This is a genomic window from Bacillus cereus group sp. MYBK195-1, assembly GCF_051916605.1.
GTDB lineage: Bacteria > Bacillota > Bacilli > Bacillales > Bacillaceae_G > Bacillus_A > Bacillus_A cereus.
In genome coordinates this window covers 108,080-133,072 of the sequence record NZ_JBQAGZ010000001.1, presented here as the reverse complement: position 1 = coordinate 133,072, position 24,993 = coordinate 108,080, and the positions used below count along the sequence as shown (strand labels likewise).

The following is a 24,993-nucleotide window of genomic DNA, read 5'->3' as shown; positions in this document are numbered from 1 at the left end:
TGCATTGATGAGTAAAGTTCAAGAAAAATATCAAATATCTCCTATCTTTGTTTTCTTCTTAATTCACGGTGCACAGTTTGGAGCTGGCGTTCTCGGATTTGCTCGAATCACCGCAAAGGCCGCTGGATACGACGGCTGGATAGGCGTTGTAATCACAGGCATCGTTATCCATGTTCTTATGTGGATGATGTATTTTTTATTAAGGGAAACAAACGGGAATTTAATTGATTTACAACGACAAACCTTTGGAAAGTGGATAGGGAACGTCTTTAATATCATCTTTGCAACTTATTTTTTAATCGTCAGTATTTCGGTTATTCGAACATACGTTGAAATTATTCAAGTATGGATGTTCCCAACTGCCTCCACCTTTATGTTAACACTCTTTTTGTGCCTAGTTAGCTATTACATCATTTCTTCTGGATTTCGTGTCATTACAGGCATTTGCGTCATCTCTGTTGGTGGTACACTAGGGTATTTATTTCTAAGCTTATTCGTTTTGAAATACTCACATTGGGAAAATTTATTACCCATTTTCACACATTCTTTTTCAGATATTTTAAAATCCGCTCAACTGTCAATCTACAGTATGACTGGTTTTGAGATTTACCTCATGGTTTATCCATTTGTGAAAAACCCTAAACAATCTCATAAATTTGCTCAATATGGGGCACTATTTTCAAACCTTCTATATTTATTTAGCACTCTTTTAGCCTTTTCGTTTTTTAGTGAAAAACAATTGTTAAAAACGATATGGGCCCAACTTTCTATGACCCAAGTTGTTCAATTACCATTCATAGAAAGGCTAGAATATATCGCAATTTCAGCTTATGCCCTCGTTATCATTACAAGTTTTATTCTACCTTTGTGGGCGGCAACGAGAGCAACGCACGAAATATTCCGTGTAAAACAAAGAGGTGTTTTAATCGCTTTTATGTTTATCACCCTCATTGTTTCACAACTTCTAACAAACAGACACGATATTAATAATTTTATTAGTAATGCATCAAAAGGAAGCTTTTGGCTCATTTATGTATACATCCCAATTCTATTTATTATTGTGTGGGTGAAAAGAAAATGGAAAAAATCAAAAGAAAATTAATACTTATCTCTTGTATAGCACTCTTTAGTCTAACTGGATGTTTACAAAAAAATATTATCGATGACGTACACCTTATCCAAGGAACTGTCTTCGATGTAGCAAAAGATAATAAAATAAAGGTAACATTTGTTTGTCCTATTCAGCAAAAAGGAAACAAAGTTCAAGTTTTTGAAGGAACAGCAAATGCGGTAAAACAAGTAAAAGCTGACACATCTTTAGAGTCTTCTCAACCATTTGCTAGCGGGCAAATGCGGGTTGCTCTATTTACCACCCGAATTGCTAAGAAAGGAATGGTTGCTTCCTTCGATACATTAATTCGTGATGTAAACATCGGGAATGCCTTATATGTTGCTTTACTTGAAGGTAATGGTACTGAACTTTTAAAAGGAAAGTACACGACTTCATCCAACGTTGCAATTTATATAAAAAAAATGCTAGAACATAATATGGAGACCGGTCCTTTACCAACAGATAATCTGCATATAGGAGCATTCCGTTATTATCAAGAAGGGCAAGACTACTATATTCCAATTTTAAAGAAACATGGTGATAAAATAAAAATAACGGGAATTGGTCTTTTTAAAAAGGATAAATATGTTGGTAAAATTGCAGAAAAAGATATGTTTATATTCAAAGGACTTTTAGAAAAACATAAGTTAGATTCACATGAATTTAAAGCAGATCCTGGGTACGTAATGATTAATAATATTCGTTCTATTCCAACATACCATATAAAAATAAAAAATGGTAAGCCTTCCTTTTCCATTCATGTTAAACTTGAGGCTCGTATTCAAGAAGTATCGAAACAAATTAACTTAGAGAATGCTAAGAATACAAAAAAGATTGAGAAGGTCGTTCAAAAACAATTGGAGACACAAGGTAAGAAATTAATTAAGCATTTTAAATCTCTAGATGTCGACCCTCTTGGGCTAGGAGCTAAATATAAGCAACATTATCGCCCATTCAAATTAGAAGAGTGGAAACAAATGTACAAAGATGTTCCCGTTACTATAAAATATACCGTAGACATTACAAATTCTGGTGTAATTGAATGAGAAATGATTGAACTCCTCTCTCCAGCATGATACAACGGAGAGAGGAGTTTTTATTTTAGATAGAGAGAGAAGATATTTATGGGGGAGCTTATGTCTAAAAAATTAGTAAAGCCTATTTTAAATGGTATTTTATTTCTCGCCGTCTTTTTATTTGCTCATACATACTTAAAAAATGTTTCCTTCACACGTTATTTACTTGTCGTTATACCAATGTTACTCGTTGGTATATTCGGTATTGATCTTATTTTATCTATTTTAATTAAGAAAGAAGAATAACGAGCGAACATCTTATTTCTATAAGATGTTCTTTTCATTTCATAATCACCTTATGTTACAATAAACTTCGGCATAACGTAAGAAAGGATGAAACAACATGACAAACGAAAAAGGTTTAGATAAAGGATATGAACTTGTTGCAAAAATGCATGAAGTATTCGGACATCCTGTAACAAATACTCCAACAAAATTAACAGAAGAGCGTGCAAAAATCCGTGCAAGTTTTATGCAGGAAGAACTAGAAGAATTTCTTGAGGCAACGACTGTTGAAGATCAATACGATGCACTGATTGACCTTATTTACTTTGCATTCGGAACGTTTGCAGAAATGGGCGTACGTCCAGATAAAGGATTCGAAATTGTAAACAACGCCAACATGGCAAAACTATTCCCTGATGGGAAGCCTCGATTCCGTGAAGGCGACGGTAAGATTCTAAAGCCAGAAGGCTGGCAAGCACCGGAACCACAACTTCGTGCTGAAATTGAACGTCAGCGCCAAGAAGCTGAAAAAAACTGCTAGGATTTCCTAGCAGTTTTTTATTATGTCTTTTTTCTGTTGGCTTGTTAATGACCCACGTGTCCCGCGTGCCCTGCTGCTCCACTAATGCTAGCCGCTCCTGCCGCTGCTCCTGCTGCTCCCGCTCCAATTCCACCTGTCCAAGGAGAAGATTGTTGTTGTTGATATTGCTGATATTGTTGGTGTTGGTGCTGTTGACTATGCTGTCCTTGATGACCGTGGTGACCTTGTTGGCCTTGATGGTGATGATGTCCATGATGACCTTGTTGGCCTTGGTGGTGATGATGTCCATGATGACCTTGGTGCCCTTGGTGGTGTCCATGATGACCTTGGTGCGTTTGATAAAGAACAGCTTGCGGATGAATGTGGTGGTGTCCATGGTGATGTACTTGTTGTTGGTGATGACCATGATGGCCGTGTTGACCTTGATGGTGGTGATGTCCATGATGGCCGTGTTGACCTTGATGGTGGTGATGTCCATGATGGCCGTGTTGACCTTGGTGGTGGTGATGTCCATGATGGCCGTGTTGACCTTGGTGATGATGGTGTCCATGATGGCCATGTTGACCTTGATGGTGGTGATGTCCATGATGACCGTGAACAACTTGCGGATACGCACCTATTCCTCCAGCTACAACACCTATTCCTGGTACCGGAAATCCTGTCTGCACTCCTCCAACGAAAGAAGGAAATGTAGTTGGTGCTCCTACTGGAATTCCTGTCTGTACACCAGCTACTGATGTTGGAAATCCACCTGTTATTGTAGGCATTCCAGCCCCTGATGTCGAAAAGCCTCCCATTGATGTAGGCATTTCAGTTTGCATGCCAGCTACCGATGTTGGAAATCCACCCGCGCCTCCACCCATCCAGCTCGGAATTCCACCGTATCCTTGTTGTCCTCCTCCCATTAACATCATTTGTTCATAACTATCCGATCCACCCCCGACGAAACCATGTGGTGCATTATTGTCCATCCCTTTCATTCCTTTCACCTCTTCTACTCAATTTAGCCTACCTTTTTTATCATATTTCCTATAGAAGAATAGGTGTTTGTCTGCACTAGAATTCCGCTTCTTTTTCTTCATTCATGATAAAATTAATTAACTGAATATTTTTTCTAGGAGGTATGTATATTGAAGAATGTAACAAAGGCTTCTATCAATGATTTAGATTCAATCGTCCATATAGATATTGACGTAATTGGAAACGATAGTAGACGAAATTATATTAAGCACACTATCCGTGAAGGCAGATGCATCATTGTAAAAGAAGAAAATTCTATCTCTGGCTTTCTAACATACGATACAAATTTCTTTGGTTGTACTTTCCTCTCATTAATCATTGTTTCACCAACTAAAAGAAGGCAAGGCTATGCAAGCTCGTTAATCTCATATATGTTAAGTCATTCTCCTACTCAAAAAATATTTTCTTCAACGAACGAATCGAATGAAAGTATGCAGAAAGTATTTAACTCGAATGGTTTTATACATAGCGGAATAGTTGAAAACTTAGATGAAGGTGACCCTGAGATTATTTTCTATACAAAAAAGCTCAGAGCATAAACGCTCTGAGCTTTTATTTAGAATGAATTAGTTTGCAACAACGTTAACAAGTTTTCCAGGAACAACAATTACTTTACGAACCGTTTTCCCTTCAATTTGGTCTTGAATTGCTTCAAGTGCAAGTTGTTCCATTTCTTCTTTTGATGCGTCTTTACTCATTGTTAGTTTTGCGCGAACTTTACCCATAACTTGAACAACGATTTCAACTTCATCTTCTACAAGTTTAGACTCATCAAATGTTGGCCAGCTTGCATATGTGATTGTTTCATTGTATCCAAGCTTGCTCCATAGCTCTTCCCCGATATGAGGTGCAACTGGTGCAATCATTTTTACGAAACCTTCTACATATTCTCTTGGAAGTGTTTCAGCTTTGTATGCATCGTTGATGAATACCATCATTTGAGAAATCGCTGTGTTGAAGCGAAGCTCTGCATAGTCTTCTGTTACTTTCTTCACTGTTTGGTGGTAAGCTTTTTCAAGCTCTTTATTTGGTGCGTCAGTAATTTTCTCACTTAATTCACCGTTATCTTGAACGAATAGACGCCATACGCGGTCTAGGAAACGACGAGCTCCGTCAAGACCATTTTCAGACCAAGCAATTGAAGCATCTAATGGACCCATGAACATTTCGTATAGACGAAGTGTATCTGCACCGTGGCTTGCTACGATATCATCAGGATTTACAACGTTACCTTTTGATTTACTCATTTTCTCGTTGTTTTCACCTAGAATCATACCTTGGTTGAATAATTGTTGGAACGGTTCTTTCGTTGGAACTACACCGATATCGTATAATACTTTATGCCAGAAACGAGCATATAGTAAGTGAAGTACAGCGTGCTCCGCTCCGCCGATATAAATATCAACTGGAAGCCATTGTTTTACTTTTTCAGGATCTACAAGTGCTTCGCTATTGTTTGGATCGATGTAACGTAGGTAATACCAACAGCTACCAGCCCATTGCGGCATTGTATTTGTTTCACGACGACCTTTTTTACCAGTCTCAGGATCAACAACATTTACCCACTCGTCAATGTTGGCAAGTGGTGATTCACCTGTACCTGAAGGACGGATGTTTTCTGTTTTCGGAAGAACTAATGGTAATTCCTCTTCTTTCACAGCTGTCATTGTACCATCTTCCCAGTGAATTACTGGAATTGGCTCACCCCAGTAACGTTGACGGCTGAATAACCAGTCACGTAGACGGTACGTTACTTTTTGATTTCCTGCGCTCGTTACTTCAAGCCATTCAATCATTTTTGCGATTGCTTCTTCTTTATTTAAACCATCAAGGAATGCTGAGTTTACGTGTGCACCATCACCTGTGTACACTTCTTTCGTAATATCTCCGCCTTTTACAACTTCCTTCATTGGAAGATTAAATACTGATGCGAATTCATAGTCACGCTCATCGTGAGCTGGAACTGCCATTACAGCACCTGTTCCGTAAGTTGCAAGAACATAGTCAGCAATCCAGATTGGTAATTTCTCACCGTTTACTGGGTTAACTGCGTAAGCACCAGTGAATACACCAGTTTTTTCTTTCGCAAGTTCTGTACGCTCTAGATCACTCTTCATTTTTACAGCGTTAATGTAAGCTTCTACCGCTTCTTTTTGTTCTGCTGTTGTGATTTCTGCAACAAGTGCATGTTCTGGAGCTAGTACACAGTATGTTGCACCAAATAATGTATCAGGGCGTGTTGTGAAAACTGTGAATTTCTCGTCTGTACCATCGATGTTGAAGTGTACTTCTGCACCTTCAGAACGACCGATCCAGTTACGTTGCATATCTTTTAAGCTTTCAGGCCAATCAAGCTCATCTAGATCTTCTAATAGACGATCTCCGTAAGCTGTAATTTTTAACATCCACTGTCTCATCGGACGACGCTCAACTGGATGTCCACCACGCTCACTCTTACCGTCAATGATTTCTTCGTTTGCAAGTACTGTACCAAGTGCTGGGCACCAGTTTACAGGTACTTCATCAACGTAAGCTAAGCCTTTTTCAAATAGTTTTAGGAAGATCCATTGCGTCCACTTATAGTAATTTGGATCTGTTGTATTTACTTCACGATCCCAATCGTAAGAGAAACCTAATGATTTAATTTGGTTACGGAACGTATTAATATTATGCTCTGTAAATTCAGCTGGGCTGTTTCCAGTATCAAGTGCATATTGCTCTGCTGGAAGACCGAATGCATCCCATCCCATTGGATGAAGAACGTTATATCCTTGCATACGCTTCATACGAGATAAAATATCTGTCGCTGTATAACCTTCTGGATGTCCTACGTGTAGGCCTGCACCTGATGGATATGGGAACATATCTAGTGCATAAAATTTTGGTTTTTCTGTCTCATCTGGCGTACGGAATGTTTTATTTTCTTCCCAGTACCCTTGCCACTTCTTCTCAATTTCTTGATGATTAAAGCTCATGAGATACCCTCCTTGAAATTATATTTATTTTCACCGCCCAAAATACAAAAAACCTCTCATCCCTAGAAAGGGACGAGAGGTTGTAGATTCCCGCGGTACCACCCTAAATTAATGTACAAATGTACATTCGCTTAGATCCGTAACGTGGATTAACGGCAATTGCTACTATTAATTTCACAACTGCAACTCAAAGGCGAGTTCATAACGAAACGTGGATTGACTTGCACCGACCGTCAACTCTCTAAACCAGCTTCTATTACTACTACTCCTTCTCACTGTTATTACACATATAAGTTACGTGAACTATCCTTCACCTAGTATCTCTTAAGAGCTTACTAAAGCGAGGACTTCTCGGTTAATCGTTACTCTTCATAACTAACGAATTCATCTTAAGACAGCCGAGCTATCTCCCTTGTTCTAAAGGTTGTTTTATTTAAATATATTCTAAAACATGTGAACATGTTCCGTCAAACTAAACTGCAATTTTTTCTTCAACTGTTTCTTCTACTTTTACTCGTTTATCATAAATACTTGTTGCTACAAGCGCTACTACAAGCATTACCATGATTGCTATAAACAATACTTCCATATTGTATAAATCAACAATTGCTCCGCCAACGACCGGTCCGAACATTTTCCCTACAGTCGCCGCACTATTTACGACCCCTTGATAAAATCCTAATTTATCTTTTGGTGCAAGTATATTTGCAATCGTTGGAACCGCAGGCCATACAAATAACTCACCAATTGTTAATGTTACCATCGCAACGAGGAACATCGTAAATTGCTGCGCTTGACTTAACACAATGAATGACGCCGCAAAAATGAAAATTCCAATCATAATTTGCTGTTTTAAGGAACGCTTCATCCAGCGAATTAACATACTAACAAGTGGCTGCGCACAAACGATCATTGCTCCGTTTATCGTCCATAATAAACTATAATGACGAAGACTAATGTTTAATTCCTGCATATGTGTTGCAATTGCACCTTGCCACTGTACGTATGTAACCCAGCATAAAGCATATGCTACACACACGATAAGAAGTGCTTTAAATCCAGGTGTAAGTGACCAACCTTTTTTCATTTCGACTTCTTTTTGTACTCCTGGCTCCTTCTTGTCCTCCATACCACGGAATCCAATAAAAGCAATTAAGAAGAAAACAAAGTATAAAATAAAGTTCGCTAAGAAAATATAATCAAAACGATACGAAGCAACTAATCCACCACACGCTGTTCCAATCGCAATACCAACGTTTTGTCCAACATACATCGCATTAAATGCTCGTCTTCCGCCCTCTGGCCAAACTGTACCGACCATCGCATACATCGATGGGAAGACCATTCCAGAACCGAAGCCGATTAACGCTAGCCACACAACGTATAACGGCCAACCGTGGAAGAACACAAGACCTAAAATTGATACAAGTGTAATCACAATCCCTACTAAAGTTGATTTATAACCGCCCCATTTATCAAATAAAACACCGCCGAGCAAGTTTCCGATTACACCGGTAAGCGAGTTGATCATTAATACCATTCCGGCCACAGATAAAGATTTTCCTAGGTGATCATGCAAATAAATTGTATTAAAAGGCCATAAAAAAGAAGCACCCGTGACATTAATAATCATCCCAGCTACTAATAGCCATACTTTCCTTGGCATAGCTTCCCCTCCTATTCTATTTTTTTCGTTCATATATAACAGTAAAATTGTAGTCGTTTTTAAATAGGAAGGCAACTGATTAATAGTTGATGAAATTCAGATAATAGTTCGTCGGTAAATGAATTTATATTGGTTGCTTCTTGGATTATATCAGCGATTATCAGAATATATCGGCGCAACTACAAATATATCAGCGATTATTAAAATATATCGACTTACCGACAAAAAACGACAACAGTAACAATATATAAAAGGGTAGACTGCATGAAATTTTCATGCAGTCTACCCTTATTTGTACTATCCAACTTCCTTTTCTCGCTTCACACGTTCTTTAGCACTCCATTTAAACACCTTATCTAGTAGCGAGTATATTCTCCCAGATTCTTTCGTTAACAAAGGTCCTAACGATGCTAATATTAAAACATACAAAGCTGAGAACGGTTTAATCGCTGCCATTAAGCCACCCGCAATTCCAATATTCGCGACGATAATAGAAAATTCTCCGCGTGATACAAGCGTTAAACCGATATTCGTAGAAGCCTTATGCGATAACCCAGCTTTACGCCCCGCAACCATTCCAGCAGTAAAATTACCGATAAGAGTAATGAAAACTGCTCCTAATGCCAACCACACTGCTCCGCCAAGTGAAAATGGGTCTATACTTAAACCGAAGCTGAAAAAGAATATAGCTCCAAAGAAATCACGAAACGGAACAACAAGCTGTTCAATTCGATCACTATGCTCTGTTTCAGAAAAGACGAGCCCCAATAATAATGCTCCAATCGCCTCCGCAACATGAATCGTTTCTGAAAATCCTGCTACAAAGAACAAAATAGCAAATATTACGATAATAAAAATTTCATTGGACGAAATATCTAACATTTTATTTAAAAATCGTGTAGCTTTTCTAGCAACTACAAAGAATAGTAGCATATACCCTACTGCGATTAAAATAGATGTAAGAGCACCTACAAATGACGTTGCCCCTCCGAGTACTAATCCTGAAACGACTGATAAATATACCGCTAAAAAGATATCATCAAACATAATGATTCCTAAAATTAGCTCCGTCTCTTTATTACCAGATCTTCTTAAATCAACAATTACTTTCGCAACAATTGCACTCGATGAAATTGTTATAATCCCAGCAATAATTAATGTTTCTAATAAGGGGAAACCCATTATATATCCGTAAAGTAAACCTAATATAAAATTAAGCGATATATGAACAGTTCCCCCAAAAGCAATTGATTTTCCTGATTTAATTAATTTTTTAATTGAGAATTCTAAACCTAAGTAAAATAGGAGGAATATGACGCCAACACGGCCGAGGAAGGAAATAACTTCTCCACTTTCAATAAATCTTAAATCGATAAGCCCTAAATCTGGGGCATGAGGCCCCACTAGCATACCGAGTATAATAAGAAACGGGATAATCGAGAACTTTAACTTTGCAGCAAGAATAGCTGCAAAAGCGACTAATACTAACGCAGTTCCAACTTCAAAGATTAAAGTATCCATCGATTATGAATCCCCTCCTACTGAAAGCAACTCATTAATAATTCTTTTCACTTCATGTCTTTCACCTGATAATACGAGCATATCGCCAGCTTCAATGATAGAATCTGGGCCTGGATTAAAGAACTTCTTCATATTCTTTTTCAAAATGGCAATAATCGTTACGTTATATGTGTTTCGAACATGTAAACTACCAATTGTTTTTTGTACAACTGGTGCATTATTTTCCACCTTAAACCACTCAATTGATAATCCCTCAAAAGCCATTTCAATCGTATCTAAAGCTTGTGGTCTATATACCATTCCGCCCAATATAGCTGCAATTTGTCTCGCTTCAGAATCACGAAGAGAGACGCTTGAAATACTCTCTTCATGATCAGTATCAAAATGGTACATTTCTCTTCGGCCATCATCATGAATAACGATAACCATCTTTTCATTACCTTTTGTAATCACTTCAAACTTACATCCAATACCCGGCAGTTCACTCTCTCTAATATTCATATTTTCCGCCTCCTAATTTTTTAGTTACGGCTTTTATAAATCGACATCAATCTCCGTTTTAAAGCTCTCATCCTTTGAGATACCTAAATACTTTAGTGTCTCTGATGGAGTCGCGTGATGAAAATGTTTTTGCAATAGCGCAATCGCTATCCCTCTTTTGTAAGCATGAAATCCGAACGTTTTTCGCATTGAATTCGTTCCGATTTTACCAACAACTCCAACTGCTTCTGCAGCATTATGAATTACACGATACGCTTGTTGGCGCGTAATTGAATTTGGCGTTTTATTAGATTGAAATACGTAATTTTCTCTTTTAACGCCAATAGATTGTACGTAATCTAAAAGCGCTTCTTTTACTTTTGTATTTAAATAAATATCTTGTTTAAATTTTTCATCTTTCACAGGAAGAGCATAAAACTCTTTAACAGTCCCGTCTTCATTTAATACATCTTCAAATTTCATGCTAAGTAATTCTGTAATTTTTAATCCTGTGTTAATTCCAATAACAAATAAAAGATAATCTCGCTGGGAGTGCTCTTTTAAATATTTTTTCATAGCCTCAATTTGGCTTATATCTTTTAATGCCTCTACAACTTCCATACATGTATTCTCCTCATCTTATGAACGGTAATTTTCTCATTATGTTGTCCATTTTACCTTATCATGCTATGAGATTTCCATGTGTTATCCATTATTTTCACAATATACTCAGGTGGTTCTGAAAACTTTCAATGTGGAAACTTACGATTGTATAAATACGTTGCGGTAAAAAAATGTGGGGGTAAAAGTTCAGCTTTTTTCTACAGATTGGATTCCTCCTTTCCTTATCCAGCTGCTCCTACTTTTATATTACGTTACTTATTTACATTATATTATACATTTCAGTAACATTAAAGTGTTTTTTCTGAAAATAATAAAAACCGAGCGTTTTTGCTCGGTTTTTATTATTAATCTTCTTTCGGAAGAACAATTCCTTTATACAATTGAACTGTAATGAAGTAATAAATCGCATAAATAACTACGAAAATTACGATTGGTACCCAAATACGGAAGTACGGATCGATTAAAATAAATCCGAAAATATTCATACCAACTAATACGTGAGCGATACCCACAATTGCTGGGAATAAGAATACTAAGAATAACTCTTTATAAATTGATTTCGTTAATAACTCACGGCGCACACCGATTTTACGAAGCATTTGATAACGCGTAATATCTTTTGATGCACCAGAAAGAATTTTAAACATAAGGCAGCTTGCCATCATTGCTAAGAACGCAATTCCAAGGAAGAATCCCATAAATACTGTTCCACTCGCAATGCCATAGAACCCACTATAAGCTTGATATTTACTATCCATTTGTTCAGCTTTTACATTTTTATATTTATCTAGCTGCAACTCGTCAAGTTTTTTCCATTCTTTTTTATATGTTAAAAAATCATCTGTTTTTCCGATAAATGCTATACCATCTTTACCATTTATCCCATCGTACATTTTTTGATCTACAATTTTAATTGCATGATCATTGTATAAATAATATGGATGGATTGTACTAAAAGCATCTATCCATTCCGCTGAAAGTTCTTTAGTGTTCGCATCTTTTTGATTCATCTCTCTAGAAACTGCACCTACCGGTAGTTCCTCTGAAACTTTTTTCGTATTTACTAAATCCTTCATAGACTTCATCTTTGCCATATCTTTTACTAAAGGACGATTTTTCTCTAAATCTTCTTTTACATAGTAAACGTATTTATCATCAACTTTGTAACGATATTCGCTTTTCTCTTTAAATGTAATACCGTCTAAAACTTTCTTTTCTTCAGCTGTTGGATTATGAACTACTGAATCATATATTACTAAACCATCTACCATTTTTATAACGTTATTTTTAAACGCCATACCGCCCGAAATTGCACCAGCTCCAAGCGCAACTAACATTGCCACTGTTGCAAGCACTTTCGTTAAACTATTAATTCGGAAGTTTAATTGTGCAAATGTAAAAGCGTTAAGTCCTTTTTCACTACGCTTTTTATTACTCTTTAATTTTTTAATAATAACCGGGAGAAGTGAACTAAATAGCATATAAGTACCAGTTGTTGTCGTAATTAATGCAATAAGGATTCCCATCTCTTTTAGTTTTTCCATATAGATCATAGATGCATAACCTATACCTAATAAAAGAACAGCAAGGAATGCCACTACAACTGTCTTTTTACCTTTTACTGCAACACGCTCTGTTTGCGCATCTGCATGTACTAATTGCAATACAGAAATACGTGACAATTTAATACTGTTCATAATTGCTGATAATACAAATAGTGCAAAGAAGAAGATGCAAGTAACAGTCATAGATGGTAGATAAAATGCTTTATACCCTTCACCAGCAAATTCAAGCTGTTTCATTAATAACTGTCCAATACCTTCTGCAAGTCCTACTCCAACTGCAATCCCGATTGCAAGAGACGCAGCACCTAATACGATTGTTTCAATAAACATAAGTAATGTAACTTTATGTTTTTTCGCACCTAACATCATATACATACCGAACTCTTTTTGACGAAGAGATAATAAGAAAGAGTTTGCATATAAAATGTAGAAGAACGTTATAATTGCTAATAAAAATGATCCTGCTTGGAATACGAATCCAATAGATTTAATCACTGAATTAGATTCTAAAAATGCTTTATTCAGTGCTAACGTTTGGAACATGTAAAAAATTGAAATCGACATGACAAGACCGACAAGTAAGACGATATAATCTTTCAGCTTACTTTTCAGCCCCGACATGGAAAGTTTAAATAACATACTGGAACCTCCTTTCTTACGCCTTTTGTGTACCTAAATCTGCAAGTACATCTAAAATTTCTTTGTAGAACTCTTCACGCGTACCACCGCGATGAATTTCTTTATATAGCTCACCATCTTGAATGAATAAAATACGCTGACAGTAACTTGCACTATATGGATCATGCGTAACCATCATAATCGATACGCCTTGATCTTTATTTAAGTTTGTCATCGCATCAAGTAAACTCGTTGCATTTTTAGAATCAAGCGCTCCTGTTGGCTCGTCCCCTAAAATAATTGCCGGCTCATGCACAAGTGCACGCGCTGCTGCTGAACGTTGTTTCTGTCCACCAGATACTTCAGATGGATACTTTTGAAGAATTTCTGTAATCCCTAACATACCCGCTACTTTTTCTACTTTCGGTCCAATATTACGTGATGCGACACCTTGAAGAGAAAGTGGAAGTGCAATGTTTTCATAAATAGATAAGTTCTCTAATAAGTTAAAGTCTTGGAAGATGAATCCTAACTTTTGTGAACGGAAATCAGAAAGCTCACCTTGTTTCATTTTCGTAATATCTGTACCCGCAATTTCAACAACGCCGCCCGTTGCTTTATCAAGCGTTGAAATTACATTTAATAATGTCGTTTTACCAGAACCAGATGGTCCCATAATCCCAACAAACTCACCCTCTTGAATTGAGAATGAAACACCTTTTAACGCGTGTGATTGGTTCTCACCTTTTTTACCGTACACTTTTTGAACGTTTTTCACGTCTACAACTGGTTTCGTCATATATATCCTCCTACGCTTGTTTTTCCATTACCTATTTTGCGCCTTTTGGAGGTGAACTGCTATTTGTTAACATTACAATTACCTTACACTTTTGTAATATAAAGAAGGTGGGCGTGTAAGTTTGGCTTTTCATACTAGTTCGCATTTCGGCATAGTAAATCGGTAAATGAAATTATATCGGCGATTTTTCAAATATATCAGCGGTTCTTACACTTTTATCAGCGATTTTTCAAATATATCGGCGATTCTTACACTTTTATCAGCGATTACCAAAATATATCGACTTATCGACAAAAGATGACAATAAAAATAGGCTGTTCCGCGAAAGGAACAGCCCACTGATTAAAGTTTCACTTTATTTCTTTAAAGGTGTTACCGTCCAGTACGTAATAACACGCCAAACCCATTCTAATGGACCCATTTTAAAGATTTTCATCCAAATTACACTAAACACAATTTGAATTGCATAAATTGCGATACATACATATAGCGTCTGCATGTATGTTAAGTTACCTGCAAAGTTAAATACACTACCAGCGATTAAAATCATTGCCGTTTGTCCGATATAATTTGTTAAAGCCATACGACCGTAGTATTTCAATGGTGCTAATAATGTTTGAACTGGTTTTAACTGAAGTAATAAAATTAATGCTCCTACATAGAAAGCTGAAATAATTGGTCCAACAGTAATACCAATTTTTAGAAAATGGCTTGCAGCATCCATTGTTCCATCTTCATTCATCAATATCATATTTACAAATGGGCCAGCAGGCACGTGTCCATATTGATACCATACAGCTGCCACACTTAAAACAAACATAATGCCTGTAAAAATAGCGACTTGCTTTATGTTTTTTGAAAGATTTTCAAATACACGATATTGTCCTGCAGCAAGACCTAATAAAATTAAACCAAGTGGTAATAGTTCTTTAACACCCATTACACTAAAGGCTATTGTCAAAATAAGACCAATTACTAAGTTCGCTTGTTTTTTCGCTTTATAAAACGGTAAAACGATTAATCCGCAAATTGCATATAACGTTAACGCTTCTCCAGGCTGAAACATGTAATGAATCAAACCAAAAATAAATAATGCAACTACGCGGCGGAAAAATAGAACATATCCATTTTTCCCTTTCGCAATCGCTCTTGTAATGAAGATATAGAATCCCACTCCAAATAAGAATGAGAAAATCGAGAAGAAACGACCTTCTACAAATAAGTATAGAAACCTTTGATAGCTAGCATCTACTGTATTAGGATCTGGAGTTTTAATATTAAGTAGTGCTAAAATATTTACTAAAATAATCCCCAGTAATGCGAAGCCACGAATGTAATCTAACTCATCAATTCGTTTGTTTGTAATATTGTTCCCCATAAGCAACTCCTTGTCCAAAATTTAATCCTCCCTTACTCTACTGGAAAAGGACAATTACAACTATCGGCAAACCTTACAGAAATCTTACATTATTGTCATATAGCAAAATAAAACCAGGTCATATTTCGACCTGGTTTACTCTGATTGTTTTGATTTTTGAGGTTGTCCTTTTTTACTATTACGCTGTTTTACTTGAACAATGGGATCAAGTTCATTCGAAAACTCAGCGTTATGTCCATTTTGTGTTTTTTGCTCTGGATTATTTTGATCTGAACGTTTCGCCATTACATTCACTCCTTCTTAGTGCGGTGTAATAATCATTTGATGTTGCAATTGGCGAATTGCCATGCGTGCTCTATTTAGCTGCTCACGTTGCTCATCATTCGCATGTTGTTGCATCGTTTGTAAATCGTTATATGCTTGTTCTAATTGTAACTGCGCATCTGAATACTCCATCGTATTGTAATGCTCTTGTCTCATGCCTTGGTCTAATTGTTCTTTCGCATATTCCACAGCTTGTTCCGCTTGTGTAATATACGATTCAAGTGATTGACGCTCTGCCATAATTGTCCCTCCTTGCTTCAATTCCCCTTTAGTGTGTCCCTTCCATCTCCACCTTATGAGTATGTTATAATGGATTTTGTTTCATTTTGACTCGGCTTAGGAGGGAAAGTAATGAAGGTTCAAAACCCTTTTCCATATACAAACGACAATAAACGTTATCATACATGGAATTACCATTTACGAAATGAATTTGGTGAAAAAATCTTTAAAGTCTCATTAGATGCTGGCTTCGATTGTCCGAATCGTGACGGTACAGTTGCTTACGGCGGTTGTACATTTTGCAGTGCCGCTGGATCTGGTGACTTCGCCGGTGATCGCCGCGATGATGTTATAACGCAATATCATGAAATGAAAGAAAAAATGCGCTCTAAGTGGAAAGATGGAAAATGTATCGCTTATTTCCAAGCGTACACAAATACACATGCACCACTTGAAGTGTTAAAAGAAAAATTCGAACCGCTTCTAGCAGAAAAAGACGTTGTCGGTCTTTCTATCGCAACTCGTCCAGATTGTTTACCAGATGATGTTGTTGAATATTTAGCGGACTTAAATAAACGCACATACCTTTGGGTTGAACTTGGTTTACAAACTGTTCACGAACGAACTGCAAACCTTATTAATCGCGCTCACGATTATCCGTCTTACGTGGAAGGCGTAAATAAATTACGTAAGCACGGCATTAAAGTTTGCTCTCATATTATTAACGGTCTTCCACTTGAAGATTACGACATGATGATGGAAACAGCTCGTGAAGTAGCGAAACTTGATGTACAAGGAATTAAAATCCACTTACTTCACTTATTAAAAGGAACGCCAATGGTGAAGCAATATGAAAAAGGACAACTCGAATTCCTTTCTCTTGAGGATTACGTAAGTCTCGTTGTTGACCAACTTGAAATTATTCCAGAAGACGTAATTGTGCACCGTATCACAGGTGACGGCCCACCTGATTTAATGATTGGTCCAATGTGGAGCTTAAATAAATGGGAAGTATTAAATTCCATCGATGCAGAATTTGTACGCCGCGGAAGCTGGCAAGGAAAATATGCAAATGAGGAGAAACAACAATGAAATTAGAACGTGTATTACCGTTTGCTCGCACACTGCTGCAAACGGCTGTTAAAGAAGGCGACTACGCTGTAGATGCAACACTTGGAAATGGTCATGACACTTGCTTCCTAGCTGAAATTGTTGGGGATAGCGGAAAAGTATTTGGATTTGATATTCAAAAAGAGGCGATTGAAAGCTCAACAACTCGTCTAAAAGAAAAAGAACTTTTTGAACGTACTGTTTTAGTTCACGATAGTCACGATACACTTCTATCCGTACTACCAGAAGACGCAAAAGGAAAAGTAACAGGCGCTATCTTCAACTTAGGTTACCTTCCTGGCGGTGACAAGCATATCGTTACAAAACCGAACTCAACAATTTCGGCAATTGAACAATTACTAGAAGTAATGGCACCTGAAGGAATCATCGTCCTCGTCATTTACCACGGACACCCAGAAGGACAAGTAGAACGCGACGCTGTTCTCAAATTTGCAGAAGAGCTAGACCAAAAACAAGCTCACGTACTGCGATATGGCTTCATTAACCAGCAAAATAATCCGCCATTTATTGTGGCGATTGAGAAACGATAAAGTGAAACTTTAATCAGTGGGGGGAATCCCCACTGATTATTAGTTGAACCAATCGGGCATTTATGGGCAGTTTATCTCCCACCTAACATCTTTGCTCCAGGCGAATTTTAAGGTGGGAGTTTTACTGCCCGTTAATGCGGGGTAATATATCAACGATTTTTTCGATATATCGACGATTCGACAAAACATAACAAAAAAAGACGTGCACTCATTGCACGTCTTTTTGTTATTCTCCTATATAATGGATATATACACTATTTAAAGAAAGAAGGATAGAACTTTGCTAGTAGAACTAAGGGGAATTCAAAAGAAGTATGGAAAATCGCTTATACTAGACAACATTGATTTATCCATTCCAGAAGGAGAAGCACTCGCTATTGTTGGCGGGAACGGGACTGGAAAAAGTACTCTACTCAAAATAATTGCAGGCTTTATTTCACCTACGGCAGGGACAATTCAAAGGAAAGAACATATACAAATCGGTTATGTACCTGAACATTTTCCTGAAGGAATTCGTTTTACATTAGAGGATTATCTATTTCATCTCGGCCACATTCACGGTTTATCAACAAAATATGTAAAAGATAAAATTCCGCTGCTTCTTCAATCTTTTCACCTACATCATGCAAGGCATTCCGTTGTACGAAACTTTTCAAAAGGCATGAAACAAAAAACAGGCATTATGCAAGCATTACTTACGGACGTACATTTATTAATTTTAGACGAACCTCTTTCTGGGCTCGATCCGAACTCTCAACAAGAACTAGAACATATTTTACTATCATTAAAACAACAAGGTATATCTATACTCTTCACATGTCATGAAAAACAACTATTAGAAAACTTCGCCGATAGAATTGTGACGTTAACAAATCATACAATTGCAGAAAATATCTCTGCACAAAAAGGAGCAGAACAAGTCTATATTGAGGCAATCGTTCACGAAACATTCTCAGCGATAGAACTACAAAAGCAATCCGGTTTTATACACGTTGCACACAATGCAAATCAAAATCTTATTCAATTACAAATCGAAAAAGAATATACAAACGAAATGCTTCAGTTTTTATTACATAAAAAAGCATCTATCACACTGCTACAACCTAACTTTTAAATCGAAAGAAGGTTTATTATGTTCGCGCTTATTCGTTACCATTTTCTCGACTATACAAAATCGTATAAGTACATCCCTCCTATTGCGATGTACTTTGTGAGCTTGCTTTTTGTATATACATATAAACCGACTCCTATTGTACCGACATATTTAGAAACAGCACTCGCACTTTATTTATTATCTGCCTGGATTACGGTCACAATTTTTCATACTGAAGACCCTGTACAAGAACAAATTACTATTTCTCACACAAATAATATTTCCGCACTATATGTGGGTAAATATATTACGGCTCTTCTCATTTGTACTGTATTATCTTTTATATCCGTAATCTATCCAATTATTTTGCAAATGTTTAATGAAAAAATGACAGTTTCTTTATTTCTAGTCGGATTTCTCTCTCACATGTCTTTCTCTATACTAGGAATTTCAATCGCAACATTATTTACTAGAAATATGATTCAAAAAGCAGGCACTGCTTGGCTTAGCCTTACCTTTATATTGCTTATAACGATCGCATCTATCCGGTTTAAAAAAGAGTTATTATGGTTTTTACCACCTGTCGAAAGCTTTCTAATGCTTGGCCAATACAAATATAATATACTGACTCACACACTATGGCTCACAGCTTGGGCTATCGTATATTCATTTTTATTATTTACCTTATTTCTTTTTATCGTTCGCAAAAAACGTTTTTAATTACATATTAAAGGAGACGAGACAATGATCGGAATACTAGCAGGAATGGGGCCAAAATCAACCGGACCATTCGTCGATACAGTTGTAGCAGAATGCCAAACAATATACGGAGCAAAGCATGATATGGACTTTCCTCATATGATGATTTATTCATGCCCAACACCGTTTTACATGGATCGCCCTATTGATCACGAAGCGATGAAAAAAGCGATTATTGAAGGAGCACAAAAACTTGAAAGTACTGGCGCAAGCTTTATCGCTATGCCGTGCAATACGGCGCATCTTTATTTTAAAGAATTACAGCGTTCTCTTTCTATCCCGATTTTAAATATAGTTGACGAAACGTTAAAAGCAATTCCTGAAACTGCAAAAAGAGTCGCTCTTCTTGCAACGGAAGCGACAGTTCAAGCTGGTATTTATCAAGACGGGATTGCAAAACGGAATATAGAATACATTCATTATGAAAAATGGCAAACGATGATTAATCAAATTATTACGTATATTAAAAGCGGAGAAGTTGAAGAAGCTCGCAAATTATGGAGCGCACTCGTTGTGCAATTGAAGGATGAAGTAGATACCGCAATTATCGCATGTACTGATTTGAATGTGGTGGCGAGTGAGGATTTTGTTGATTCCTCTCAATGTCTTGCGAAAGCGGTTGTTAGGATGTACTTATCAAATATAAAGAGATCTTCATAAACATAAAAAACACTCCTTCTAAAATGTGTTTTCTGTTTAATAAAAATCCCACAAACTTTTAACTTTCTTCACAATTCTTTCAAAGTAATCACACTTAATCTCGCTATATTAAATAAGTAGTTATTCATATAGGGAAGGTTAGGGGAACTGAAAGTATGAAAGTAAATCGTTCGCTTCATTACATTTTTTGGCGTTGGCATTTTTATGCTGGGCTTTTTATTACGCCGCTTCTTATTACGTTGTCACTAAGCGGAATTGGGTATTTATTTCGGGAGGAAGTTGAAGATTTCATCTATAAAGATTTATATTTTGGGAAGAGCGCCCAAACAGAATCTATTTCGATGGCTGATTCTATTTCCTTAACAGAAAAAAAATATCCACATTATAGCGTGGCGAAAATTAGTGAGTTTAATGGGGATTATAATACGAGACTTACGATTACAAATGAATATACAGGGCAACAAAAGTATGTGTATTTAGATAGCAATAATCAAATTGTCGGAGATCAAAACGCAAGTGAAACGTTTGCCAATATAATGCGGGAATTACATAGTTCTCTTTTAGTTGGTGGCACTGTCATCAACTATACTGTAGAACTTGCGGCGTGCTGGACAATCTTTTTAATTGTAACTGGTTTGTATATGAGTATACGACAGTTCAAAAACACACCAGTATCCAATAAGCGAGAAAAAGCAAAACGACGTCATTCTATTATCGGTATTATATTTACAATTCCACTCGTTCTGCTAGTCGCATCTGGATTGCCATGGTCAGGATTTATGGGTAACCAAATTTATAAAATTGCGTCGTCGAATGAATCGCTCGGATATCCGAAATTGTATATGGCGCCGCCTGAATCAAAGGTAAAAGAATTGCCATGGGCAACAAGAAAAGAAGCTCCTCCTGAATCGGATTCAAATGAACCGAAAGCTATTTCTGTCGATGAATTACAAAAAGGAATTGAAATAAAGAAGCCATACGTTATCTCACTACCAGCTGATCCGAAAGGTGTATTCACTGTTTCGAAATCGAGCGGTTCTGGTATTACAGGTATGCATGTTGCACCAAATGAAGAGATAACAGCTTACTTTGATCAATATAGCGGAAAGCTTATTTCCAAAACGGACTATCGTGATTATGGATTACTTGCACAATGGTTCACTTACGGCATCCCGCTTCATGAAGGACATTTATTTGGATGGCCAAATAAAATATTATGCTTACTAACAACATTATCTCTACTACTTCTTATTTATTACGGAGTAAAAATGTGGTTAGCAAGAAAGCCGAAAGGAAAATTAGCAGCACCTCCAAAACAAAGAGATAAGAACAGTATATTCGTTTTCTTTATCATGATGGTTATACTGGGCGCTGTCATGCCTTTATTTGGATTATCTGTATTAGTGATTTTTGCGATTGAACTTCTTATATATGTATTTTCAAAAATACAATCATAATGAAAAGAAAACCACTCTACATGAGTGGTTTTCTTCATCACTGCGCTGTTTTCTTTCGGTACATCTTCCCGTTCCAATAGAAGAATCGTGAAGTAAGGCCTCCGTACTTTACAATGCGCCGTGCCATTTTATGCATATTCTTTTGTGCTGATACTTTTTGATCTGATAAATAAATACCAAGTAACCCTCGGCTTATAAGGCGATGAAACTTCGCATGAGGCAAATCACCAATGCTCTTCTCCGCTTCTTCTACAAAATGTTTCATACGATCTAATATCGCTTGCTCGTTTTCGTAATAACTACAGAAATTCAAATCTCCGCCTATACGGTCTTCTTCTTGATCAATGAAATAATCAAGTAAGATATGAAGCCCTTGTACGTAAGGGAAGTATCCTTGTCTAATTTTCGCAATATCTTCATCATGTAATTCATCATGAAAGGCATATGCGACAAGACAGAAGATTCCAAGCGTAGAACCGGCACATGCTGAAAATTCAAACCAACTCATCTCTGGTAAGTTTTCTTTATGCGCTTCAAACCACTTTTGTAATCGTGGTTCTCTTTCTTCTAATTTTACATGTTTATGAATTTGTAAATCACAATAATAACAAGCAAGTTCATGAAGAACAGGAGCAATTTTGTCATAGTGCTTCGTTTTCTTTAAAACATCTTGGCATGTTTCAACAAGTTCATCTAAATAACCACCATCATCTTGATCATCACGATAACGATAATAATTACCGCCGCCTTCTACTTCAGGTGATAATGCCATTAACATCGATTCATGCAGTGCGGCAAAATCATTTGGATCAAGTGATGTACTGCGATCACATAAATTATCTAAATAGTCGCTGATCGTTTGATACGCTACGATAAAACGAATACATTCTTCTCGGTGTTCATTTGCTAGCAGAGCTAAAATGCCACCGCCCTCACAATGAAACGTTTTATGCTCAATACTTGCGATTGCCTGACTATGAAGCTCATCGTTCGGAATATGGTAGGCACGCTCTTTCCACATCGCTAGCTCATGGTGTACAACCGGAAACACATCACGGTATACTTTCGCCATGAGCGTTATGGGATTACTCGGTACGTTCACTTCTTCCTTCATCTCCTCTATTAAATGTACAAATAATGATTTATTTGTTTGTTTTTACTATATTATTGACATGCATTTCAGTAAATGACTGAATATAACTCAAAATTTCATCACGCTCATACTCATTTAATAGCTCGTGATAACAATTCGGCCATTCTTTAAAAGCCTTATCACTTATTTTAACATTATCAAACCAAGTGCGGACACGTGTTTTATCTACAAGTTTATCCTCACAAGCTTGCATTAGCAAGAGCGGAACATCTGGAAAATCATCTATTTTTTTATGAGCAATTTCGATAGACTTAATCAATTCACTATACCAACGTACTGATACTTTGCGCAAGAACAAAGAATCATTCTCCATTGCATCTCTCACTTCATGGTTACGTGTTGACATTTCCACCGTAAGATTCGTTGCAAATTGCAATTTTGGAGCCACAACATTTAATATTTTTGAAGCAAATTGAAGCGGAGCAGAGGGTCCAGTCACTACCCCTAAACAAGGCGAACTCAAAATAATACCCTCTACATCTTCTCTCTTCGTTTCTTGCATCATACGAATGACAATAAGACCACCCATACTATGACCGAATAGAAAAATAGGTAACCTATACTTTCTTGCTTCTTTCACCCATAATTTAACTTCCTCTATGTATTCATCAAATGAATCAATATGTCCTCTATTTCTTGAAGTCGTTCCATGTGACGGAAGATCCCCCATCACGACGTGGTAGCCGATATGATTCCACATTTCCGCAACGGCTTCGTAACGTCCGTGATATTCCATTGCGCCGTGCACAATAACAATGACAGCCTTTGCTTCCTCCGCTTCATAATTCCACATACGGCTCTCCTCCATTTCACTCTTTCTCATAATTTGATACACTAAAACTAGTCTCTAGGAAAGGAAGACTTTACATGATATATCCTTACAAAGAAAAAAATCCGAAAATTTCGAGTAGTGCTTTTATCGCTGACTATGTTACGATTACAGGCGATGTTTCCGTTGGCGAGGAATCAAGTATTTGGTTTAATACAGTCATCCGTGGTGATGTGTCACCGACAATCATTGGAGACCGAGTAAATGTACAAGACCAATGTACACTTCACCAAAGCCCGCAGTATCCTCTTATTTTAGAAGACGACGTAACAATTGGGCATCAAGTCATTTTACATAGTTGCCATATTAAGAAAGATGCTTTAATTGGAATGGGATCTATTATATTAGATGGTGCTGAAATTGGCGAAGGAGCTTTTATCGGCGCTGGAAGCCTCGTTTCACAAGGAAAGAAAATTCCACCAAACACGTTAGCTTTCGGTCGTCCCGCGAAAGTCATTCGTGAATTAACAGAAGAAGACCGTAAAGATATGGAGCGTATTCGCACGCAATACGTTGAAAAAGGTCAATATTATAAATCATTACAGAAGTAAATTTCCGCTGCCATAAGATTGGCAGCTTTTTTTATATAAAATCTAACTTTTTCTTTACAAAACATTATTACTCCCTCAACAAAATCTTATTAAAATAAAAGCTAATATCTCCATATATATGTAGATGAGGGAGGAGAATTTTCATGAAGGTCAGTGGATTATATAAAATAGAATGTTACATTTTCAGAGGAATTAACCGCTACTTTGATCAAAAAACATTAAATATCTTTTTCAGCAATATTACTCATATCGGTGGCGCGACTTTCTCCATCGCACTCACACTTTTCTTTTTAATTTTCGCAAAGGGAACTTTGCATCAAGCTGCAATTGCAACTGCTATTTCGTTAGCAATTAGCCATATTCCTGTGCAAATATTAAAAAGGTGGTATCCGCGAAAACGTCCTTATTTAACAATTCAGGATGCAAAATATCCAGTCCATCCATTAAAAGACCACTCTTTCCCGTCTGGTCATACAACAGCCGTTTTCTCTGTCTTCATTCCATTTATTTGCTATAATCCAAGCTTACTTGCTTTCCTATTACCGTTAGCATTATGCGTCGGTATTTCACGTATTTATTTAGGACTTCACTATCCGTCAGATGTATTCGTCGGTATGTGCCTTGGCACTTGCTCTGGCATCATCTCTTTTTATCAATTCATCCCACTTTTCACATAAAGGAGTGATAT

The 24,993-nt window shown here is 37.0% G+C and carries 26 protein-coding genes and 1 other annotated feature; of the genes, 13 read left to right on the top strand and 13 right to left on the bottom strand.

The window, feature by feature from the left end; translation table 11 throughout:
- The first annotated feature begins 7 nt into the window (after window positions 1-7).
- From ACTFRY_RS00775 to ACTFRY_RS00760, 4 genes are all read left to right on the top strand, one after another.
- Window positions 8-1,102, top strand: coding sequence for a spore germination protein (locus ACTFRY_RS00775; RefSeq protein ID WP_000049072.1), 1,095 nt, complete (start codon window positions 8-10; stop codon window positions 1,100-1,102).
- Complete coding sequence (locus tag ACTFRY_RS00770; RefSeq protein ID WP_098616695.1) at window positions 1,078-2,157, top strand: Ger(x)C family spore germination protein; 1,080 nt, start codon at window positions 1,078-1,080, stop codon at window positions 2,155-2,157. The genes ACTFRY_RS00775 and ACTFRY_RS00770 overlap by 25 nt, the downstream gene beginning before the upstream one ends.
- A gap of 90 nt (window positions 2,158-2,247) precedes the next feature.
- A complete protein-coding gene (locus tag ACTFRY_RS00765) occupies window positions 2,248-2,433 on the top strand; it encodes a hypothetical protein (protein WP_000038775.1) in 186 nt (61 codons plus the stop codon).
- Between the two features lie 97 nt (window positions 2,434-2,530).
- On the top strand, window positions 2,531-2,953 hold the full coding sequence (locus ACTFRY_RS00760) for a hypothetical protein (protein ID WP_000180554.1): 423 nt from the start codon (window positions 2,531-2,533) through the stop codon (window positions 2,951-2,953).
- A gap of 44 nt (window positions 2,954-2,997) precedes the next feature.
- Here the strand turns inward: ACTFRY_RS00760 and ACTFRY_RS00755 are convergent, their stop codons facing one another.
- Window positions 2,998-3,933, bottom strand: coding sequence for a hypothetical protein (locus ACTFRY_RS00755; protein ID WP_063263997.1), 936 nt, complete (start codon window positions 3,931-3,933; stop codon window positions 2,998-3,000).
- Window positions 3,934-4,083: 150 nt separating this feature from the next.
- Here ACTFRY_RS00755 and ACTFRY_RS00750 point away from each other — a divergent pair, with 150 nt between their 5' ends.
- Window positions 4,084-4,512 carry a GNAT family N-acetyltransferase gene (locus tag ACTFRY_RS00750; RefSeq protein ID WP_000800324.1) on the top strand — a complete coding sequence of 143 codons (429 nt, stop codon included), beginning with the start codon at window positions 4,084-4,086 and terminating at the stop codon, window positions 4,510-4,512.
- 27 nt (window positions 4,513-4,539) lie between these two features.
- On the opposite strand, the gene leuS is transcribed toward ACTFRY_RS00750, so the two are convergent.
- From leuS to ACTFRY_RS00700, 10 genes are all read right to left on the bottom strand, one after another.
- Window positions 4,540-6,948 (bottom strand): leucine--tRNA ligase, encoded by a 2,409-nt coding sequence (leuS, locus tag ACTFRY_RS00745; protein ID WP_000009466.1) that lies wholly within the window; start codon window positions 6,946-6,948, stop codon window positions 4,540-4,542.
- Window positions 6,949-7,013: 65 nt separating this feature from the next.
- Window positions 7,014-7,233 (bottom strand) — a binding site (T-box leader).
- Between the two features lie 187 nt (window positions 7,234-7,420).
- Entirely contained in the window at window positions 7,421-8,614 is a 1,194-nt protein-coding gene (locus tag ACTFRY_RS00740; protein ID WP_001137555.1) for an MDR family MFS transporter, read from the bottom strand.
- A gap of 297 nt (window positions 8,615-8,911) precedes the next feature.
- Window positions 8,912-10,135, bottom strand: coding sequence for a cation:proton antiporter (locus ACTFRY_RS00735; RefSeq protein WP_000380174.1), 1,224 nt, complete (start codon window positions 10,133-10,135; stop codon window positions 8,912-8,914).
- 3 nt (window positions 10,136-10,138) lie between these two features.
- Window positions 10,139-10,636 carry a cation:proton antiporter regulatory subunit gene (locus tag ACTFRY_RS00730; RefSeq protein ID WP_001026056.1) on the bottom strand — a complete coding sequence of 166 codons (498 nt, stop codon included), beginning with the start codon at window positions 10,634-10,636 and terminating at the stop codon, window positions 10,139-10,141.
- 33 nt (window positions 10,637-10,669) lie between these two features.
- The gene (locus ACTFRY_RS00725) at window positions 10,670-11,236 is read right to left on the bottom strand and encodes a tyrosine-type recombinase/integrase (protein ID WP_000454205.1); all 567 of its coding nucleotides are present in this window, start codon (window positions 11,234-11,236) and stop codon (window positions 10,670-10,672) included.
- A 347-nt stretch (window positions 11,237-11,583) separates the two neighbouring features.
- Window positions 11,584-13,443, bottom strand: a complete 1,860-nt coding sequence (locus ACTFRY_RS00720; protein WP_000897804.1) for an FtsX-like permease family protein — start codon at window positions 13,441-13,443, stop codon at window positions 11,584-11,586.
- Between the two features lie 16 nt (window positions 13,444-13,459).
- Window positions 13,460-14,221: an ABC transporter ATP-binding protein gene (locus ACTFRY_RS00715; protein WP_000165838.1), complete on the bottom strand. Its 762-nt coding sequence runs from the start codon at window positions 14,219-14,221 to the stop codon at window positions 13,460-13,462.
- A gap of 355 nt (window positions 14,222-14,576) precedes the next feature.
- A complete protein-coding gene (locus ACTFRY_RS00710) occupies window positions 14,577-15,599 on the bottom strand; it encodes a DUF418 domain-containing protein (RefSeq protein WP_002001221.1) in 1,023 nt (340 codons plus the stop codon).
- A gap of 135 nt (window positions 15,600-15,734) precedes the next feature.
- Window positions 15,735-15,884 carry a hypothetical protein gene (locus ACTFRY_RS00705; RefSeq protein WP_001129340.1) on the bottom strand — a complete coding sequence of 50 codons (150 nt, stop codon included), beginning with the start codon at window positions 15,882-15,884 and terminating at the stop codon, window positions 15,735-15,737.
- A gap of 15 nt (window positions 15,885-15,899) precedes the next feature.
- Complete coding sequence (locus tag ACTFRY_RS00700) at window positions 15,900-16,163, bottom strand: YtzC family protein (RefSeq protein ID WP_000840869.1); 264 nt, start codon at window positions 16,161-16,163, stop codon at window positions 15,900-15,902.
- A gap of 111 nt (window positions 16,164-16,274) precedes the next feature.
- On the opposite strand from ACTFRY_RS00700, the gene ACTFRY_RS00695 reads away from it, so the two are divergent.
- The 6 genes from ACTFRY_RS00695 to ACTFRY_RS00670 all read left to right on the top strand — a co-directional run bounded on the left by ACTFRY_RS00695 (window position 16,275) and on the right by ACTFRY_RS00670 (window position 21,772).
- Window positions 16,275-17,234, top strand: a complete 960-nt coding sequence (locus tag ACTFRY_RS00695) for a TIGR01212 family radical SAM protein (protein WP_000868030.1) — start codon at window positions 16,275-16,277, stop codon at window positions 17,232-17,234.
- Window positions 17,231-17,803 (top strand): class I SAM-dependent methyltransferase, encoded by a 573-nt coding sequence (locus tag ACTFRY_RS00690; RefSeq protein ID WP_000764497.1) that lies wholly within the window; start codon window positions 17,231-17,233, stop codon window positions 17,801-17,803. The genes ACTFRY_RS00695 and ACTFRY_RS00690 overlap by 4 nt, the downstream gene beginning before the upstream one ends.
- Before the next feature lie 280 nt (window positions 17,804-18,083).
- Window positions 18,084-18,917, top strand: coding sequence for an ABC transporter ATP-binding protein (locus ACTFRY_RS00685; RefSeq protein ID WP_000959736.1), 834 nt, complete (start codon window positions 18,084-18,086; stop codon window positions 18,915-18,917).
- An 18-nt stretch (window positions 18,918-18,935) separates the two neighbouring features.
- Window positions 18,936-19,616, top strand: coding sequence for a hypothetical protein (locus ACTFRY_RS00680; RefSeq protein ID WP_000457744.1), 681 nt, complete (start codon window positions 18,936-18,938; stop codon window positions 19,614-19,616).
- 24 nt (window positions 19,617-19,640) lie between these two features.
- Window positions 19,641-20,315 carry an aspartate/glutamate racemase family protein gene (locus tag ACTFRY_RS00675; protein WP_000579317.1) on the top strand — a complete coding sequence of 225 codons (675 nt, stop codon included), beginning with the start codon at window positions 19,641-19,643 and terminating at the stop codon, window positions 20,313-20,315.
- Window positions 20,316-20,470: 155 nt separating this feature from the next.
- Window positions 20,471-21,772 carry a PepSY-associated TM helix domain-containing protein gene (locus tag ACTFRY_RS00670; RefSeq protein WP_000867812.1) on the top strand — a complete coding sequence of 434 codons (1,302 nt, stop codon included), beginning with the start codon at window positions 20,471-20,473 and terminating at the stop codon, window positions 21,770-21,772.
- A 37-nt stretch (window positions 21,773-21,809) separates the two neighbouring features.
- Here the strand turns inward: ACTFRY_RS00670 and ACTFRY_RS00665 are convergent, their stop codons facing one another.
- Window positions 21,810-22,874 carry a tetraprenyl-beta-curcumene synthase family protein gene (locus tag ACTFRY_RS00665; RefSeq protein WP_001102467.1) on the bottom strand — a complete coding sequence of 355 codons (1,065 nt, stop codon included), beginning with the start codon at window positions 22,872-22,874 and terminating at the stop codon, window positions 21,810-21,812.
- 40 nt (window positions 22,875-22,914) lie between these two features.
- On the bottom strand, window positions 22,915-23,718 hold the full coding sequence (locus tag ACTFRY_RS00660; protein WP_000267421.1) for an alpha/beta hydrolase: 804 nt from the start codon (window positions 23,716-23,718) through the stop codon (window positions 22,915-22,917).
- 74 nt (window positions 23,719-23,792) lie between these two features.
- On the opposite strand from ACTFRY_RS00660, the gene ACTFRY_RS00655 reads away from it, so the two are divergent.
- Window positions 23,793-24,305: a gamma carbonic anhydrase gene (locus ACTFRY_RS00655; RefSeq protein ID WP_098616300.1), complete on the top strand. Its 513-nt coding sequence runs from the start codon at window positions 23,793-23,795 to the stop codon at window positions 24,303-24,305.
- A gap of 143 nt (window positions 24,306-24,448) precedes the next feature.
- The gene (locus tag ACTFRY_RS00650; RefSeq protein WP_000868592.1) at window positions 24,449-24,982 is read left to right on the top strand and encodes a phosphatase PAP2 family protein; all 534 of its coding nucleotides are present in this window, start codon (window positions 24,449-24,451) and stop codon (window positions 24,980-24,982) included.
- Window positions 24,983-24,993 lie beyond the last annotated feature (11 nt).

Bases quoted from the DNA above. Each gene is read 5' to 3' on its own strand.
- ACTFRY_RS00725 (WP_000454205.1), bottom strand. From the start codon at position 11,236: ATGGAAGTTGTAGAGGCATTAAAAGATATAAGCCAAATTGAGGCTATG.
- ACTFRY_RS00770 (WP_098616695.1), top strand. From the start codon at position 1,078: ATGGAAAAAATCAAAAGAAAATTAATACTTATCTCTTGTATAGCACTC.
- ACTFRY_RS00755 (WP_063263997.1), bottom strand. From the start codon at position 3,933: ATGAAAGGGATGGACAATAATGCACCACATGGTTTCGTCGGGGGTGGA.
- ACTFRY_RS00650 (WP_000868592.1), top strand. From the start codon at position 24,449: ATGAAGGTCAGTGGATTATATAAAATAGAATGTTACATTTTCAGAGGA.
- ACTFRY_RS00735 (WP_000380174.1), bottom strand. From the start codon at position 10,135: ATGGATACTTTAATCTTTGAAGTTGGAACTGCGTTAGTATTAGTCGCT.
- ACTFRY_RS00705 (WP_001129340.1), bottom strand. From the start codon at position 15,884: ATGGCGAAACGTTCAGATCAAAATAATCCAGAGCAAAAAACACAAAAT.
- ACTFRY_RS00720 (WP_000897804.1), bottom strand. From the start codon at position 13,443: ATGTTATTTAAACTTTCCATGTCGGGGCTGAAAAGTAAGCTGAAAGAT.
- ACTFRY_RS00695 (WP_000868030.1), top strand. From the start codon at position 16,275: ATGAAGGTTCAAAACCCTTTTCCATATACAAACGACAATAAACGTTAT.
- ACTFRY_RS00655 (WP_098616300.1), top strand. From the start codon at position 23,793: ATGATATATCCTTACAAAGAAAAAAATCCGAAAATTTCGAGTAGTGCT.
- ACTFRY_RS00710 (WP_002001221.1), bottom strand. From the start codon at position 15,599: ATGGGGAACAATATTACAAACAAACGAATTGATGAGTTAGATTACATT.
- ACTFRY_RS00730 (WP_001026056.1), bottom strand. From the start codon at position 10,636: ATGAATATTAGAGAGAGTGAACTGCCGGGTATTGGATGTAAGTTTGAA.
- ACTFRY_RS00775 (WP_000049072.1), top strand. From the start codon at position 8: ATGAGTAAAGTTCAAGAAAAATATCAAATATCTCCTATCTTTGTTTTC.
- ACTFRY_RS00680 (WP_000457744.1), top strand. From the start codon at position 18,936: ATGTTCGCGCTTATTCGTTACCATTTTCTCGACTATACAAAATCGTAT.
- ACTFRY_RS00670 (WP_000867812.1), top strand. From the start codon at position 20,471: ATGAAAGTAAATCGTTCGCTTCATTACATTTTTTGGCGTTGGCATTTT.
- ACTFRY_RS00760 (WP_000180554.1), top strand. From the start codon at position 2,531: ATGACAAACGAAAAAGGTTTAGATAAAGGATATGAACTTGTTGCAAAA.
- ACTFRY_RS00765 (WP_000038775.1), top strand. From the start codon at position 2,248: ATGTCTAAAAAATTAGTAAAGCCTATTTTAAATGGTATTTTATTTCTC.
- ACTFRY_RS00700 (WP_000840869.1), bottom strand. From the start codon at position 16,163: ATGGCAGAGCGTCAATCACTTGAATCGTATATTACACAAGCGGAACAA.
- ACTFRY_RS00715 (WP_000165838.1), bottom strand. From the start codon at position 14,221: ATGACGAAACCAGTTGTAGACGTGAAAAACGTTCAAAAAGTGTACGGT.
- ACTFRY_RS00675 (WP_000579317.1), top strand. From the start codon at position 19,641: ATGATCGGAATACTAGCAGGAATGGGGCCAAAATCAACCGGACCATTC.
- ACTFRY_RS00660 (WP_000267421.1), bottom strand. From the start codon at position 23,718: ATGTGGAATTATGAAGCGGAGGAAGCAAAGGCTGTCATTGTTATTGTG.
- ACTFRY_RS00690 (WP_000764497.1), top strand. From the start codon at position 17,231: ATGAAATTAGAACGTGTATTACCGTTTGCTCGCACACTGCTGCAAACG.
- ACTFRY_RS00740 (WP_001137555.1), bottom strand. From the start codon at position 8,614: ATGCCAAGGAAAGTATGGCTATTAGTAGCTGGGATGATTATTAATGTC.
- leuS (WP_000009466.1), bottom strand. From the start codon at position 6,948: ATGAGCTTTAATCATCAAGAAATTGAGAAGAAGTGGCAAGGGTACTGG.